Raw genomic sequence first — 13,468 nt, 5'->3', positions numbered from 1 at the left:
CGGGGTGAGGGGCGATGTGCGAGCCCGCACCGACGCCGAGGTGATCGAGGCGTCCCTGCGCGAGCCGGAGTGCTTCGCCGAGTTGTACGACCGGCACCACGAGGTGATCCATCGTTACATCGCACGCCGGCTCGGGCGGGACCTCGCCGACGACCTGATGGCGGAGACCTTTCTGATCGCGTTCGACCGGAGAGACCGCTATGACGCGGCCCGGGAGGACGCCCGCCCATGGCTGTACGGCATCGCGACCAACCTGGTCGGGCAGCACCGCCGCGCGGAGGTCCGCTTCTGGCGGCTCATCCAGCGGACCGGAGCCGACCCCGCGGTCGAATCACCGGCCGGTCCGGTGACCGACCGGGTCACCGCGCAGGCGTCGCGGCGAGCGCTGGCGGCGGCGCTCGCGAAGCTCCCCCGCGGTCAGCGTGACGTGCTGTTGCTGACCGCCGCAGGCGACCTCACCCCCGGGGAGATCGCATCGGCCCTCGGCATCGCCAGGGGGACGGTCCATTCCCGGCTGAACCGGGCTCGAAAGAAGACGCGTGACGTGCTGGGCGGGGTCGACCCGCTGGAGGGGAACGATCACTGATGAACGAACTGAAGCGCATGTACGCCGACGTGCCGCCACCGGACGACCGGGCGGTCACCGAGGGACGGGCTCGCCTGCTCGCCGCCGCCGACGGGACCGGTGCCACGGCGGCCTCGGCACGGCCGCGCCGGGCATTGCACCACAGGCCCCGGTTCGTGGCCGGTGCCGTCGGGGTCGCCGCGCTGGGAACGGCGGTGGCCATCGCCGTGACCGCACCGGGCGGCGCCGAAGGTCCCGCGAGCCCCACCGCCAAGGCGCCCGAGTCCAAGGGCACCATGCGGCTCGCAGCGGCCGTACAGATCGACCGCAAGAGCGACTATTACGCAGCGATGATCGTCGACCCAACCGCGGACAAGAAGCGATTGAGCGAGGCCTTCGCTCAGCGCGGCTTCGACATCCAGCTCTCCCTGGTACCGGTGTCGCCGAGCGTCGTGGGCACCATCGTCTACCAGGAGGAGAGCGAGGGTCCGGACCAGGGCAAGCTCAAGGTCATCACCGACCCGTCCTGCCGGACCGCGAGCCGGGCCGCATGCCCGGTCGGCCTGCGGATCCCACATGGTTTCAAGGGCCGCTCGAGCGTGGTGATCGGCCGGGCGGCGGCACCGGGCGAGGAGTACGTCTCCACCAACCCGGCCGATGCGCCCAAGGGGATCGAGGGCAAGACGGTGACCCAGGCCGAGGCGGCGCTCGCCCGGAAGGGCCTCAAGGTCGGGTTCTACAACGTGTACTGGAAGAACCCCGGATACGGGATTCAGGCACCGCGCTCCAAGGTGAACGGCGGTTGGAACGTCAGCGGGGTCGAGCCGTTCTCCCCAGGGACCGTCATGCTCATGATCGACGGCGCCGGGCCGGTGCCACCGGAGGTCGTGAAGAAGGCGCAAGAGGAGAAGACCGCCGTCCCGGCGGCCACCCGGACTCCGTGACCACCGATCCTTGTCCGGTCGCCACTTGACCTGAACCTTGGTCGAGGTCACACGCTGGTCTGAGCGATCTGTCCGACATCTTCGAGACGGACGCAGGCAACAGGCGGAGGACGTCGCCATGATTCTCGTCACCGGGGCGACCGGCAAGGTCGGCCACCACGTCGTGTCCGGACTGCTCGAAGCGGGCGCCACCGTGCGCGCGCTGAGCCGCGACCCGAAATCGGCCAGGCTGCCCGACGGCGTCGAGGTGGTCCAGGGCGACCTGGCCGATCCGGGCGACCTGGGCCCCGCCTTGGCCGGCGTCGAGTCGGTGTTCCTGGTGTGGCCCACACTCTCGGCCGACCACGCCGCGCCCGCGACGCTCAAGACCATCGCCGAGCGGGCGCGCCGTGTCGTCTACCTGTCCGCGCGGGGGGTACCGGACGATCCGGCGGAGAAGGCCGAGTCGATCCTCGGGTCCCATGCCATGATCGAGCGCCTCATCGAACGGTCCGGGATGGACTGGACCTTTCTGCGGCCCGGCGGCTTCGCGGCCAACACCCTCATGTGGGCACCGCAGATCCGCACTGGCGACGTGGTCCGCTGGGTCCACGGAGCGGCCGGCAGGTCGCTGATCCATGAGCGGGACATCGCGGCCGTGGCGGTCCGCGTTCTCGTCGAGGACGGGCACAGCAGCGCGAAGCACGTTCTCACCGGGCCCGAGACGCTCACGCAGGTCGAGCAGGTCCAGGCCATCGGCCGGGCGATCGGTCGGCCGCTGCGGTTCGAGGAACTGTCACCAGACACCGCGCGGCGGCAGATGCAGGAGCAGGGGATGCCGCTCGATATGGCCGACGCGATCCTCGACGGTCATGCCGCGATGGTGTCCAACCCAGAATCGGTGACCCGTACGGTCGAAGAGGTCACCGGCAAGCCCGCCCGCACCTATGCCGAATGGGCGGCCGACCACGCCGACGACTTCCGGTGACCGCCCGTTCCGACAGGTGCGGCCACGAGCACGGCATCAGATCTCCAAGGCGCCACGTGGACTTCCGTGTTCGAGGCCGCAGGCGGTTCGCCCCACCGACGGGAGCGGGCGAATCACTCACCCACCCGAGATAAGGGCGGACAGCACCCGGGATCGGGTGTCGCCGAGGTCCTCGCGGCCGGGATGCCACGTGCAGCCGATGTCCATGGCGACGACCCGGCCGGTGTCGAGCACCCGGCGGGCGGCGCGGAGCACCGACGACGCCGTGGGCCCGCCCGCCGCCGGGTATCGCAAGCCCGCGAGCTCGCCGGGATCGATCACGTCCAGGTCCATGTGCAGCAGCAGAGGCCCCGGCGGCAGCGCGTCGGCGGACACCTCCTCGACGCCGCATCGACGGATGCCCGAGGTGGCCAGATAGTCGGCCTCCGGCGGGTCGAGGTCCCGGGCGTCCACCAGCATGACCCGGTCCTCGGGTACGACGCGCAGCCCCAGCCGCTCGGAGATCAGCTCGGGCCGGTAGCCGACCAGGATGCGCAGCGGCATGCCGCCCAGATATCCCGAGGCGGTGGTCTCCACGGTCTGCACATCACCGTGCGCGTCGAACCAGACCACCGAGGGGTCGACCGCCGCCCGCTGAAGACCGGTGACGGTACCGAGCGACGCCGTGCAGTCGCCCGACACGACGACGGGCACCTTGTCGTTTCGTACGACGTCGGCGACGGCTTCGGCCACCGGCTCGTACAGCCGCCCGAGCCGGGTCCAGGTGTCCGCCTCGGGCAGCGTCGCGGTCACCGTGGTGACGTCGTCGCCGGACGGCAGAGGGATGTCCAGGTCGGGCAGGTGTTCGTCGAGGTGATAGGGCACCAGAATGATCGACACGATCAGCACCGTATCCAGTCGGCTACGAGAGGTCGTACCGGCGCGTCTTCACGGCGGCCACGAAGTCCGCCCACTCACCCGCCCCGAACGCCAGCGCGGGACCGTCCGGATTCTTCGAGTCGCGCACGGCCACCACGCCCGGCAACCCGGCGAGTTCGACGCAGTCGTCCCCACCCTGAGCGCTATAGCTGCTCTTGCGCCACCGCGCGGCAGCGACCTCCACGCAGTCCTGCCCACCTTGAGCACTACGTCTGCTCTTCCGCCACCGCATCGCGGCGAGATCGAGACTTGTCACTTAAGGTTCTCCAACGTTCTCAGGAGCATCTGGTGGGACGCGGCACGAGGCAGCGCTTCTCCCATGACGAGATCGAAGCGTGCGGCACAGTCACCTACCGTGCCCGGATCCTCGATCAACTGGCTGAAGCCCGGCCCCTCCTGATACAGGATCTCCGTGCCGTCGCCCAGCCGCAAGAGGGTGAATTTCCCGTCGAGACCCGCGTATGTCATAGACGCGAACGGCAGGATACGCACCTGGACGTACGGCGACGTGACCAGTCCCGCTAACAGTTTCAGCTGTTCACGCATCACGTCCGCTCCACCGAACGGACGATGCAGGACCGCTTCATCCAACACGAACCATGCGTACGGCGGGGTTTCAGCCCGAAGAATCGCCTGCTGTTCCATGCGGGTGGCGACCCGTTCTTCCACCGGCGCCGGATCGGGCCAGGCACTAATTACCGCCCGGGCGTAGTCCTCGGTCTGGAGCAGGCCCGGTACGAGCTGTGTCACAAACGACCGGATGAGCACCGCCTGTGATTCCAGTTCGATATACGCCGGGAAGCCGGGGAGCAGGACCTGGCTGCGGCCGGCGCGCTTGATGACTTTCCACAACCTGTGGAAACTGCCGCCGGTCTCGAAGTAGGTGTCCAGGTCGAGGGCGAACAGCTCGGACGGAGGCTTCTCCGCCAACTCGACCTGACCGATCCACTGTGCCGAACAGCCGAGCGCGGCGGCGAGCTGGGCCATCGACAGATTCGCCTTGTTGCGATGCGTCCTTAACTCGGCGCCGAAGTGGCCGACGAGGGAATTCGGATCGAGCTCCCGCTGGGGACGAGGCATGGGGGAAGCCTCCCGTGATCGTTCGCGGACCGCGTTGACATGCGGGCGCGAGCCGGTTGCGTTGCGAGTGGTGACCGTTGATAGCAGAGCGTATTGCCCTCGGGCCAGCCTGGTCATGGAAATGGACCCCGAGGAGGAAACCCCCCATGACGACGGTCACGACAGCGGCGCCGCCCGCGTCTCCGCGTACCAGCGAACCGGCAGGACGACGGTTCCCGGCATACGCGTTCCTGACGGACCTGACCCGAAGGTTCCCCGGGACATCGGTCTGGTGGGGGCGGCACACGGGCAGTTGGTGGGCGTTCCACCCGTACCTCGGCCGGCTGGTCGAGGCGACGTCGCCGACCGAACTCGCGGCCCTGCTGCACGCCGCGCTGCGGAGGGCCCCGGCCACGACCGACCCCGGCGGCCACCGCAGGGAGGCGTCGTTTCGATGACGGACGCCGAGGGCATCGCCGCCCTGCGAACGGCGCATCCGGACTGGAACATCTGGCGGGCCCGTACGTCCACCGGCGGCGCCGGAATGTGGATGGCCACGCGCCATCGCGTGCTGACCACCGACGAGATGTACGACGGGCTGGCGCACACGCTCGCCGAGGACTGCGCCGACCGCCTCGCGGCCGCACTCGCGGAACAACACCGCATCGAGGCCGCGCGCACGCCGGAGTTGAGCTGAGCGTGGGCATCTCCTGGGTGGACCCCGCTCCTCATCCCTTCTTCTCAATGGCCGAGAACATGCAGCTGATTCAGCCGATAGCACGCCTCGGCGACCTCGCAGCACTGACCGAATACGCGTGGACGACGCCGAGACCGACCATGCGAACGGCCGAGGACCGGGTTGTCGGCCACACCTGTGCCGGACATCATGGCCCCATGATGGTGACCGATCGTGTGCCCGACAGCGCCCCATTGGTCGTTCGGCCCCGCGTCGGCCGCCTCGTCGCCATCTTCGGCCCGAACATCGTCATCTCCGCGCTGCTGACGCTGGCGATCGTCGTATTGTCGGTGCTCTATCTCGACCTGATCGGCAATGTATTGGCGATCGGGATCGTCGCTCAACTCCTCTTCTACAACACGCTGCTGTACGTGCACCTGCTGCGCTCGACCGCCTTCTCCGGCCCGTACCTCGCGGCGGACGCGCACCGGGTATGGCTACGGGTCGGTGGGCTCCGCCGGCCTCGCGTGGTCGTGCTGCCGTGGAACGCGGTCCAACATGTCGAACTGCACGATGTGCCCAAAGGCGTGTTCTCGGTACGGCACGTCTGCCTGTACGCCCCGTCGCAGCTCGCCGAGGCGGGCGCCGATCGCGGCGTCGTCCGCGACACGAGAGCCGCCGCGAAAGCGACCGGAACCCCTTTCTGCGTCAACATCCGCCAGGTCCACGGTGACCCCGCGGAACTGCTGGCGCGGCTGAGGCAGTACGCGGCAGCGGCTTCGGTGCGCTGATGGGCGACGCACCCGCGTTCTTCAATCGGCCGAACGGAGAACACACCGTCATGAGGGTCACGGATCGCGTTCCTGACGGCGCACCGTTGCTTTGAGGAAGAGCTGATGGGTTTCAGGGAGAGCCTGACCAGCGGAGAGGGCTGGTTGCCGCCGTCGGCGCGCCTCGTCCGGGATTCGGGAGAGGTGCTGTTCATCGATCCGGCGAGATTCCGGACGACCGCCGAGGTGAAGGCCTATTCCGAAGGCTGGTTCGCACGGGCGTTCGCGCCGGCCCAATGGGCATTGCGCCTGGGGCGGCGGGACGAGCTCGATGTCGATATCGACGCGGATCTGATCGACGAACTCAACGCGCGGCCCGAGGGGACCTGGATCGCCTATGGCGTGGCCTACCGCTACCTGCCGGGCTCTTGAGCGACTCTGACGACCGTACGTTCAGCGGACCGACCGTCCGATCAAAAGAGCCGTGACCGGGATGCCGATGGCGGAAATGGCAATGCCTTCCCAGTCGGCGGGGAGCAGCAACACGCACACGGCGCTTATGACACCCATGACCACGAGGAGCTGGAGCAGCAGAACCGGCGTCCTGAACAGGTGGCGAAGGTTGTCGGTGAACGTCCTTCCCCCCGCGTCGCGCTGGGCTTGCAGGCGTCGACGGCGTTCTTCTCGACTCATGGTCGACATCATGGATGCCCACTTCAGCGGAGACAATCGCCTGACGCGCATGCAAATCGGCCCGATCCGGTCAGGCTTTTCCGCGAACCCTGCTTCGCGTCGGGTCCGGCTCGGCCGCCCGCGGCGCGGGTGAGGCGGGCGCCGAGTGCGCGCAGATACTCGGTGAGTTCGGCCGGCCGGTGTACGTCGAATTCGCAGCCGAGCAGGTGACTGTCGAGGGGTCGTGTCGCTTGCCAGCGTGATGGGACCAGCGGGTTGCCACGAGGAAGGGACCACCTGGTGCTGTCATCGAGCATGGTGATCTCCGTTCTTGGCGTCAACGAACACGCCGGTGTCGGTGGGCTGGTTGTGGTGTGAGGGTCGTTGGCGTTGCCGGTAGGACTCGCCTTCGACGATGAGTTCGTGGGCGGTGGAGGTGAGCCGGTCGACGGCGGACTGAGCGAGTAGGGGGTCGGCCATCATGGCCAGCCACTCGGCCGGTTCCCGGTTGGAGGTCACCACGGTCGCGGCTTTGCGGTGCCGCTCGACTACCAGCTCGTAGAAGTCGGTGGTCTCGACGGAGTCCAGTCCTTGGAGCGCGAAGTCGTCGATGATCAGCAGCTCGACGTGGGCGAGGCGGCGCATCTCGGCTTCGAGGGTGTTGTCGAGGCGGGCGGCCTTGAGTCGTTTGAAGAGCTTGTCGGCCCGGGAGGCGTGCACGGTCCGCCGTCGCCGGATGGCGATGTGCCCGAGTGCACTGGCCAGGTGTGTCTTGCCGACGCCGACCGGTCCCAGGACGAGCGCCCCATGTGGGCCGTCGAGGAATCGCAATGAGGTGAGTTCGTTCCACAGTTGCCGGTCGTAGTGGACGGCGGCGGTCTCATCCCAGGTATCGAGGCGCATGCCGGGGTCCAGCCCGGCGGTGCGGGACCGCAGTTGGGCGGACTTGGCTTCGCGGCGGGAGTGCTCGTCGGCCAGGACGAGCTCGAGGAAGTCGGCGTGCCCCAGGTGCTGCTGTTTGGCCAGGGCGAGCCGCTCGGGCAGGGTGTCGAGCATCTTGCCGAGCTTGAGGTGCCGCAGGATCTGCTTGAGCTCCGGGCCGATGGGGTCGGTCACTGTGGACTTGGCCGGTTTGTTGGTCGTGGCCATCAGCTCGCCTGCCCGTCGTCGATTCCGCTGCCGGCCCCGTCGCTGACGGGGGTGCTGCGGACGAGGGTCAGCTGGGTGCCGCCGCGGACGGCGAACTCGCCGGGATCGCGGGCGAACCGGGCCCCGGCGGCAGCGGCCGGCCGCGGTGGTGGCAGCGGGGCGGTGTTCTCGGTGGCCTTCTCCAGCATCGAGGCGATCTTGGTGACGGAGACGACGTCGAGCTCCAGCGCTCGGGAGCAGGCGGCGTCGACCGGTTCGGGTCCGTAACGGCGCACCAGCCCCAGCAGCCGGTAGACCTGCCGCATCTTGGTCCACGGAAGCTTGTCGTCCAGCACCCGTTCGGCATAGATCCCGACGTTGTCTCCGTGCCTGAAGGCGTTGCGGACCAGCGACTCGACGTCCCGCATCGCATACCCGGATTTCTCGGCCGGCAGGTCGGACGGGTCGGTCCACCGGCCGCCGGGCGCTTGCCGGGGATGGACCTTAATGAGCTTGCCGCGGTGGAACAGTTTCACCAGGCTCGAGTCCGCGCGGGCATCGACCTGCTGGCCGAGGAACTCAGCCGGCGCCGAGTACAGTGCCTTGCCGACCTCGATGTGGAAGTCGCGGTGCACCTTCACCTTCGTGAACACCGGCACGTCATAGGGGCCGGGCAGCGCCAGCAGCGCTGCGGCCTCGGCGGCCAGGAACACCTCGGCAGGGTGGGCCTGGATGGTGCCATGGACGCGCTGCCCGGCGATATCACGGCACCACGCCTCCACCCGGGCCTGGGCATCGGCCAGATCAGCGAACTTCTCCCCGGCGAAGAAGTTGCCGCGCACGTACTGCACCATCCGCTCGACCCTCGGCTTGTCCTTGGGATGGCGGATCCGCGTGGTGTCCGTGGCGAACCCGGCGTGCTGGGCGTAGTCCAGCCACCCCACCGTGAACCGCGGGTTCACCGCGTCAGCGTCGGCGACGATCGCCGACATGTTGTCGGGAATCACCACCTTGAACACCCCGCCGAAGAACCGCCACGCCGCCTCGCACCCAGCGATCACACAGGCCAGCGTCTGGGAGAACGTCAACCACACGAACATGTGCCGGGAGTAAACAGCGGTGAAGATCAGCGCGTGCACCCTCCGGCGGCGTCCCGCCGACGCATCCAACAGCAACCCCATCTGCGCGAAGTCGATCTGCAACTCGGCGCCCGGCTCCCCGTCCGCGACACGGACCGTCGAAGCCGTGCGGCCGAACCCGCAGCGTTCCACGCAGAACCGATGCAGCGTCCGATACGGCACCAACACACCCCGCCGCTCGAGCAAGATGCCGATCTTCACCACCGACAGCTTGTCCTTCTTCACCCACGCCTCGATCTGGGCATGCTGCACCGACAGGGACTCCCACGCTGCTCCGCGCCCGCCCGGCCGGGCCGGCCGGACCGCCTCCACGACCTGGCCGATCAGCTCATCGGTCAACTGACCAGCATCGCCCTCACGGGCGAGCCCGGCCTCTTGGGCGGCCTCGACATACCGGCGGGCGGTCTTGCGGTCCACCCCCGCCTGCTCGGCAACCTTCCGCAACCCGACCCCCGACAGCCAGGCCCGCAGCACCTCACGCACTTCGATCACGGCAACCTCCCGGAACGCCATCCCCCGAACCCCCACGTCGTCCAACGACCTGGAGAGATCGGTAACCGAAAGTGATCAAGACCCGAGGCGTGACACGCCGCCTGGTCCCATCACTGGCAACCGGGTGGTCCCATGCCCGTGGCAGAAAACCGCTCAGGGTGGTCCCATGACGCTGGCGGGCGACAGGGTCGCCGACACGGCAGCCGTCGATCATGGCATTGGTCAGCGAGATCAGATGCCCAGGGCGAGGCGTCCTACCCTGATGGACCTGGCCGATCAAGGCTCACTACAACCACCCTCCAGCCGCACGCTCCCGACCTTCACCGTCAACCGGTCTCGCTTGAGCACACCGGCGACGCAGGAGCCTCCTCCCGGGTACACCGCGTAGGCGACCCCGTCCGCTGCCTCGGCCGCGCCATCGGAGTTCCCCGAGAATCCCAGACCCCGCAGTGTCGTGCGCACCGCGTCGACGGTGAATCCTCCCTTGGTGCGGAGCTGCTCCAAAGCGGGGCGGATCTTCCTGGCCGCCATCTCACCTGCCAGCCGACCGGTCGCGTCCACCTCTACGGTCCGCTGCCAGGCGTGGTTGTCGCCATAGTGCGGGGCGTTGTCTCCCACCTCGGCCCCGTTGGCCTCACGGACCCTCTCCCACGGGCCGATGCCGAGCCGACGGATGGTGCCCAATTCGATTGAGACGTCCGAGAGGCGCTCGAACGGTGCTCCCGGCCGTGGTGCGATCTCCAAGACCTGAGCGGTAGCGGTGCCCTTCCGCCCCTGTCTCACCTGATCGCGCCAGAAGATCCGCGCGGCAGCCACCTCACCAGGTCTCAAACTCAGTTCGGCCGTAGGCCCATCGTGGGGCTCTGCCGTGGCCGCATACGACGCCCCGCGTCCGACGGCCAACTTGATCGGCTTCAGCCGGGCATCCAGCAGCTTGACCCTCGGATGGCCTGCCAGCACCTGGACACGTTGACCGCAGTTGTAGAGCTCGATGCTCAGCGACCTGAGATCCCTCATCGTGGACGGCTCACGCGACCAGAGCGCAACTCCCGATTCGGGGCAGGAGGCCGCTGCGGGAGACGCTCCACCAGAGGGCATCGTCGCAGACGGGGCAGTCGCCGGCTTGTCACCACAGCCCGCCACGCCAAGGGCCAGGATCAGTGCCGCACGCAAAGACCTCATAACCGGCATACAACCAGGCATCTGAGACGGACACCAAGAAGCCCGGCCGCCAACGGGTGCACCGGATCGGCCCGACGAGGACACCGTGGAGAGGTGGCTCCTGGCGGTCCGCGCCGCCCACTTCGACCAGCCGACGCCCCACGCCACGGCCCCAGGCGTGTTCCTGGTCGACATCGATGGACCCGTCGCCCTCCGCGACTAAACCGCCCCGGGCTGCCGCGGCCCGTACGACTGGGACCACGTCGGCGAGGACATCCCCGGACCAGCCGGTCATCAGCGTGGTCCAGGCCCTCGCGGCCGCCGGCAACCGCATCGTCTACGTCTCCGGCCGATCCGAGGCATGTGGGACAGAAACCGGCCTTCATGGAATCTGCGGGGACTCCAAAGGCCACGAGTGCACCCGGGCAGACGGTGAGGTGGTGGTCATCTGATCTCCCACAGCCGGGCGGTGTTGTCCCAACCGCCGGTGGCGAGGGTCTTGCCGTCCAGGCTGAACGCCACCGAGGAGACCCGGTCGGTGTGGCCGTTGAGGGTGGCGGTGGTGCGGCCGGTGGCCACATCCCACACCCGGGCGGTGTTGTCGTTGCTACCGGTGGCGAGGGTCTTGCTGTCCCGGCTGAACGCCACCGAAGAGACCCAGTCGGTGTGGCCGGTGAATGTGGCGGTGGTGCGGCCGGTGACCACATCCCACACCCGGGCGGTGTTGTCCCAACTGCCGGTGGCGAGGGTCTTGCCGTCCAGGCTGAACGCCACCGAAGAGACCCGGTCGGTGTGGCCGGTGAAGGTGGCGGTGTTGCGGCCGGTGACCACATCCCACAGCCAGGCGGTGGCCCGGCTGCCGGTGGCGAGGGTCTTGCCGTCCGGACTGAACGCCACCGAAGAGACCACCCAGTTGATGTTGCTGGTGAGGGTGGCGGTGGTGCGGCCGTCGGCCACATCCCACAATCGGGCGGTGTTGTCGGCGCTGCCGGTGGCGAGGGTCTTGCCGTCCGGACTGAACGCCACCGACAAGACGCTGCCGGCGTGGCCGTTGAGGGTGGCGGTGTTGCGGCCGGTGACCACATCCCACACCCGGGCGGTGTTGTCGTAGCTGCCGGTGGCGAGGGTCTTGCCGTCCAGGCTGAACGCCACCGAAAAGACGTCGCTGGTGTGGCCGTTGAGGGTGGCGGTGTTGCGGCCGGTGGCCACGTCCCACAATCGGGCACTGTTGTCGTCGCTGGCGGTGGCGAGGGTCTTGCCGTCCGGACTGAACGCCACCGAGTTGACGCTGTCGGTGTGGCCGTTGAGGCTGGCGGATTCGGTTTCTAGCAGCAACAACGCTGCGGGGATGCCGGCGAGGGCGGCTGCCCCGAGACCACCGAAGACAACGGTGCGGCGCCGGATCCGGCCCAGGGCGGGCGGAGTTGTCATCGTCAGCGCAGGGGCGGTTTGCTCTGGTCGCGGCGCAACCGGCTGTACACGCAGGGGCGGTGTCCCGTCTGCCGCAGGCGTGTCCGGGGTGTCGATCACCTCTGCTGGACCGGATTGGCTTCCCCGCACCTGATGCGGCTCGTCAGAGAACCGGCGCAGGCGTTCGGCGACGGACGCGGCGTCCTGGGGCCGGTCGTCGGGTTGTTTGGCCAGCAGGTCCAGCACCAGCGCGTTGAGATGGTCGGGGATCTCCGGACGCAACGATTTCGGCGGCGCCGGGGGCTGGTCGAGGTGCTGGTAGAGGATCGCGGCGACACCGGAGCCGGTCTCGACCCAGGTGGTCCCGGTGAGCAGTTCGTACAGGACGCAGCCGAGGGCGTACAGGTCGGTGCGCTGGTCCACCTTCCGGCCCTGGATCTGCTCCGGCGCCATGTACAGCGGGGTCCCCGCCGAAGACCCGGTGGCGGTGATCTTCGTGGCGTCGGCGAGGCGGGCGATCCCGAAGTCGCAGATCTTCACCCGCCCGCCCGCCACCAGGAATAGGTTGGCCGGTTTGATATCACGATGCACCACGCCCTGCTTGTGCGCGACCGACAGCGCGTCGAGGATCTGCGCGGCCACATCTAGCACCCGCTCGACGGGCATCCCGCCGGAATGTCCGGCCAGCACCACAGACAGATCCTGACCCTGCATCAGCTCCATCACCAGAAACAGCAGATGCTGGTCCCCGTACTGGTGCTCGTCAATGTCGAACACCGTAGTGACCCCCGGATGGTTCAACGCCGCGGCGATCTCGGCCTCCCGCCGGAACCGGGCCACGCCAATTCGTTCAGCCGCGATCGTCAACGGCAGGATCTTCACCGCAACCGGTCGCCGCAGCCGCAGATCGACCCCCCTCCACACCTCGCCCATCCCACCCCGGCCCAGCGGCGCCTCCAGCCGGTACCGGCCGGCCAACTCCCAACCACTGTGCACCGTCGCCACCGGCCCCCCGCTACGGAAAATCACAACGTCGCTACATTCCACCAGAAACCGGCAGCGAGCGGTCCGGGCTTCTTCACCTTCTGCCATGAGGCGGCTTCGAGAACGCCTGCGATGTGTTCCGCTGCTCCAGCACCGAGCGAGGGCAGACGCGTGGCCAACGGCTCGACGATTTGATCGGGAACGACCCCATACTCGACCAGAGACCCCAGCGAGTGAGCGATCTCTTCTTGAACGTCGGCGTCGGCCTCTCGTAGAAGAGCGCCGACCAGAGCGTTGACGACGCCGCCTGTATCCGACCGGCTTCGGCACGCACCTATGAGCCAATCACCCAGATAGGCGGCTGCCAGCTCACGAACTCGCCGGCCCCCGCCATCGAGATCGGCGATGTGCTCTCGCACGCTTCGGTCCACGCCCAAATTGTGCCGCGTGCGCCGAGGCACTCTGGTCACTTGCGCTGGAGCATGGTCCGGGGTCGTCCCCGGTGGCCGATCAGGGGTCGGGGCCGACGAGGTACCAGTGGCCGGTGGGTGAGATCCACAGTAGGACACCGGGCCATATTTGG

The 13,468-nt window shown here is 68.3% G+C and carries 16 protein-coding genes; 7 read left to right on the top strand and 9 right to left on the bottom strand.

What is annotated here, in order from left to right:
• The first annotated feature begins 4 nt into the window (after positions 1-4).
• The 3 genes from HKK74_RS14930 to HKK74_RS14920 all read left to right on the top strand — a co-directional run bounded on the left by HKK74_RS14930 (position 5) and on the right by HKK74_RS14920 (position 2,476).
• Positions 5-586, top strand: coding sequence for an RNA polymerase sigma factor (locus HKK74_RS14930; RefSeq protein WP_187243815.1), 582 nt, complete (start codon positions 5-7; stop codon positions 584-586).
• Complete coding sequence (locus HKK74_RS14925; protein ID WP_187243814.1) at positions 586-1,509, top strand: hypothetical protein; 924 nt, start codon at positions 586-588, stop codon at positions 1,507-1,509. Before HKK74_RS14930 ends, HKK74_RS14925 begins: the two co-directional genes overlap by 1 nt.
• Before the next feature lie 118 nt (positions 1,510-1,627).
• On the top strand, positions 1,628-2,476 hold the full coding sequence (locus HKK74_RS14920) for an NAD(P)H-binding protein (protein WP_187243813.1): 849 nt from the start codon (positions 1,628-1,630) through the stop codon (positions 2,474-2,476).
• Positions 2,477-2,593: 117 nt separating this feature from the next.
• Here HKK74_RS14920 and HKK74_RS14915 read toward each other — a convergent pair whose 3' ends face one another.
• The 3 genes from HKK74_RS14915 to HKK74_RS14905 are packed head-to-tail and all read right to left on the bottom strand — an operon-like array spanning position 2,594 to position 4,474.
• Complete coding sequence (locus tag HKK74_RS14915) at positions 2,594-3,355, bottom strand: arginase family protein (protein WP_312881491.1); 762 nt, start codon at positions 3,353-3,355, stop codon at positions 2,594-2,596.
• A gap of 22 nt (positions 3,356-3,377) precedes the next feature.
• Positions 3,378-3,650, bottom strand: coding sequence for a DUF397 domain-containing protein (locus tag HKK74_RS14910; protein ID WP_187243812.1), 273 nt, complete (start codon positions 3,648-3,650; stop codon positions 3,378-3,380).
• Positions 3,647-4,474 (bottom strand): helix-turn-helix domain-containing protein, encoded by an 828-nt coding sequence (locus HKK74_RS14905; protein WP_187243811.1) that lies wholly within the window; start codon positions 4,472-4,474, stop codon positions 3,647-3,649. The genes HKK74_RS14910 and HKK74_RS14905 overlap by 4 nt, the downstream gene beginning before the upstream one ends.
• 146 nt (positions 4,475-4,620) lie before the next feature.
• Between HKK74_RS14905 and HKK74_RS14900 the strand changes: the two genes are divergently transcribed.
• The 4 genes from HKK74_RS14900 (at position 4,621) to HKK74_RS14885 (ending at position 6,331) form a co-directional block, all read left to right on the top strand.
• A complete protein-coding gene (locus HKK74_RS14900) occupies positions 4,621-4,911 on the top strand; it encodes a hypothetical protein (protein ID WP_187243810.1) in 291 nt (96 codons plus the stop codon).
• On the top strand, positions 4,908-5,150 hold the full coding sequence (locus HKK74_RS14895; protein WP_187243809.1) for a hypothetical protein: 243 nt from the start codon (positions 4,908-4,910) through the stop codon (positions 5,148-5,150). Before HKK74_RS14900 ends, HKK74_RS14895 begins: the two co-directional genes overlap by 4 nt.
• Positions 5,151-5,347: 197 nt before the next feature.
• Complete coding sequence (locus HKK74_RS14890; protein ID WP_187243808.1) at positions 5,348-5,920, top strand: hypothetical protein; 573 nt, start codon at positions 5,348-5,350, stop codon at positions 5,918-5,920.
• 105 nt (positions 5,921-6,025) lie between these two features.
• Positions 6,026-6,331: a hypothetical protein gene (locus tag HKK74_RS14885; protein WP_187243807.1), complete on the top strand. Its 306-nt coding sequence runs from the start codon at positions 6,026-6,028 to the stop codon at positions 6,329-6,331.
• A gap of 21 nt (positions 6,332-6,352) precedes the next feature.
• On the opposite strand, the gene HKK74_RS14880 is transcribed toward HKK74_RS14885, so the two are convergent.
• From HKK74_RS14880 to HKK74_RS14855, 6 genes are all read right to left on the bottom strand, one after another.
• Positions 6,353-6,592: a hypothetical protein gene (locus tag HKK74_RS14880; RefSeq protein ID WP_187243806.1), complete on the bottom strand. Its 240-nt coding sequence runs from the start codon at positions 6,590-6,592 to the stop codon at positions 6,353-6,355.
• A 285-nt stretch (positions 6,593-6,877) separates the two neighbouring features.
• Positions 6,878-7,720: an ATP-binding protein gene (locus tag HKK74_RS14875; protein ID WP_187243805.1), complete on the bottom strand. Its 843-nt coding sequence runs from the start codon at positions 7,718-7,720 to the stop codon at positions 6,878-6,880.
• Positions 7,720-9,330 (bottom strand): IS21 family transposase, encoded by a 1,611-nt coding sequence (istA, locus tag HKK74_RS14870; protein WP_222722284.1) that lies wholly within the window; start codon positions 9,328-9,330, stop codon positions 7,720-7,722. Before istA ends, HKK74_RS14875 begins: the two co-directional genes overlap by 1 nt.
• 276 nt (positions 9,331-9,606) lie before the next feature.
• A complete protein-coding gene (locus HKK74_RS14865) occupies positions 9,607-10,428 on the bottom strand; it encodes a DUF4232 domain-containing protein (protein ID WP_187243803.1) in 822 nt (273 codons plus the stop codon).
• A 507-nt stretch (positions 10,429-10,935) separates the two neighbouring features.
• Positions 10,936-12,906, bottom strand: coding sequence for a WD40 repeat domain-containing serine/threonine protein kinase (locus HKK74_RS14860; RefSeq protein ID WP_187243802.1), 1,971 nt, complete (start codon positions 12,904-12,906; stop codon positions 10,936-10,938).
• A gap of 20 nt (positions 12,907-12,926) precedes the next feature.
• A complete protein-coding gene (locus tag HKK74_RS14855; protein WP_187243801.1) occupies positions 12,927-13,304 on the bottom strand; it encodes a hypothetical protein in 378 nt (125 codons plus the stop codon).
• Between the last annotated feature and the right edge of the window lie 164 nt (positions 13,305-13,468).

This window comes from Actinomadura alba, assembly GCF_014323705.1.
GTDB classification, from domain to species: Bacteria; Actinomycetota; Actinomycetes; order Streptosporangiales; family Streptosporangiaceae; genus Actinomadura_C; species Actinomadura_C alba.
The sequence above is the reverse complement of the archived record's forward strand: the minus strand, read 5'-3'. Positions and strand labels throughout refer to the sequence as shown.

What these genes read in the sequence shown, in the direction of transcription:
- HKK74_RS14925 (WP_187243814.1), top strand. Translation starts at nt 586, where the DNA reads ATGAACGAACTGAAGCGCATGTACGCCGACGTGCCGCCACCGGACGAC.
- HKK74_RS14920 (WP_187243813.1), top strand. Translation starts at nt 1,628, where the DNA reads ATGATTCTCGTCACCGGGGCGACCGGCAAGGTCGGCCACCACGTCGTG.
- HKK74_RS14905 (WP_187243811.1), bottom strand. Translation starts at nt 4,474, where the DNA reads ATGCCTCGTCCCCAGCGGGAGCTCGATCCGAATTCCCTCGTCGGCCAC.
- HKK74_RS14900 (WP_187243810.1), top strand. Translation starts at nt 4,621, where the DNA reads ATGACGACGGTCACGACAGCGGCGCCGCCCGCGTCTCCGCGTACCAGC.
- HKK74_RS14895 (WP_187243809.1), top strand. Translation starts at nt 4,908, where the DNA reads ATGACGGACGCCGAGGGCATCGCCGCCCTGCGAACGGCGCATCCGGAC.
- HKK74_RS14890 (WP_187243808.1), top strand. Translation starts at nt 5,348, where the DNA reads ATGATGGTGACCGATCGTGTGCCCGACAGCGCCCCATTGGTCGTTCGG.
- HKK74_RS14885 (WP_187243807.1), top strand. Translation starts at nt 6,026, where the DNA reads ATGGGTTTCAGGGAGAGCCTGACCAGCGGAGAGGGCTGGTTGCCGCCG.
- HKK74_RS14880 (WP_187243806.1), bottom strand. Translation starts at nt 6,592, where the DNA reads ATGAGTCGAGAAGAACGCCGTCGACGCCTGCAAGCCCAGCGCGACGCG.
- HKK74_RS14875 (WP_187243805.1), bottom strand. Translation starts at nt 7,720, where the DNA reads ATGGCCACGACCAACAAACCGGCCAAGTCCACAGTGACCGACCCCATC.
- HKK74_RS14865 (WP_187243803.1), bottom strand. Translation starts at nt 10,428, where the DNA reads ATGCCCTCTGGTGGAGCGTCTCCCGCAGCGGCCTCCTGCCCCGAATCG.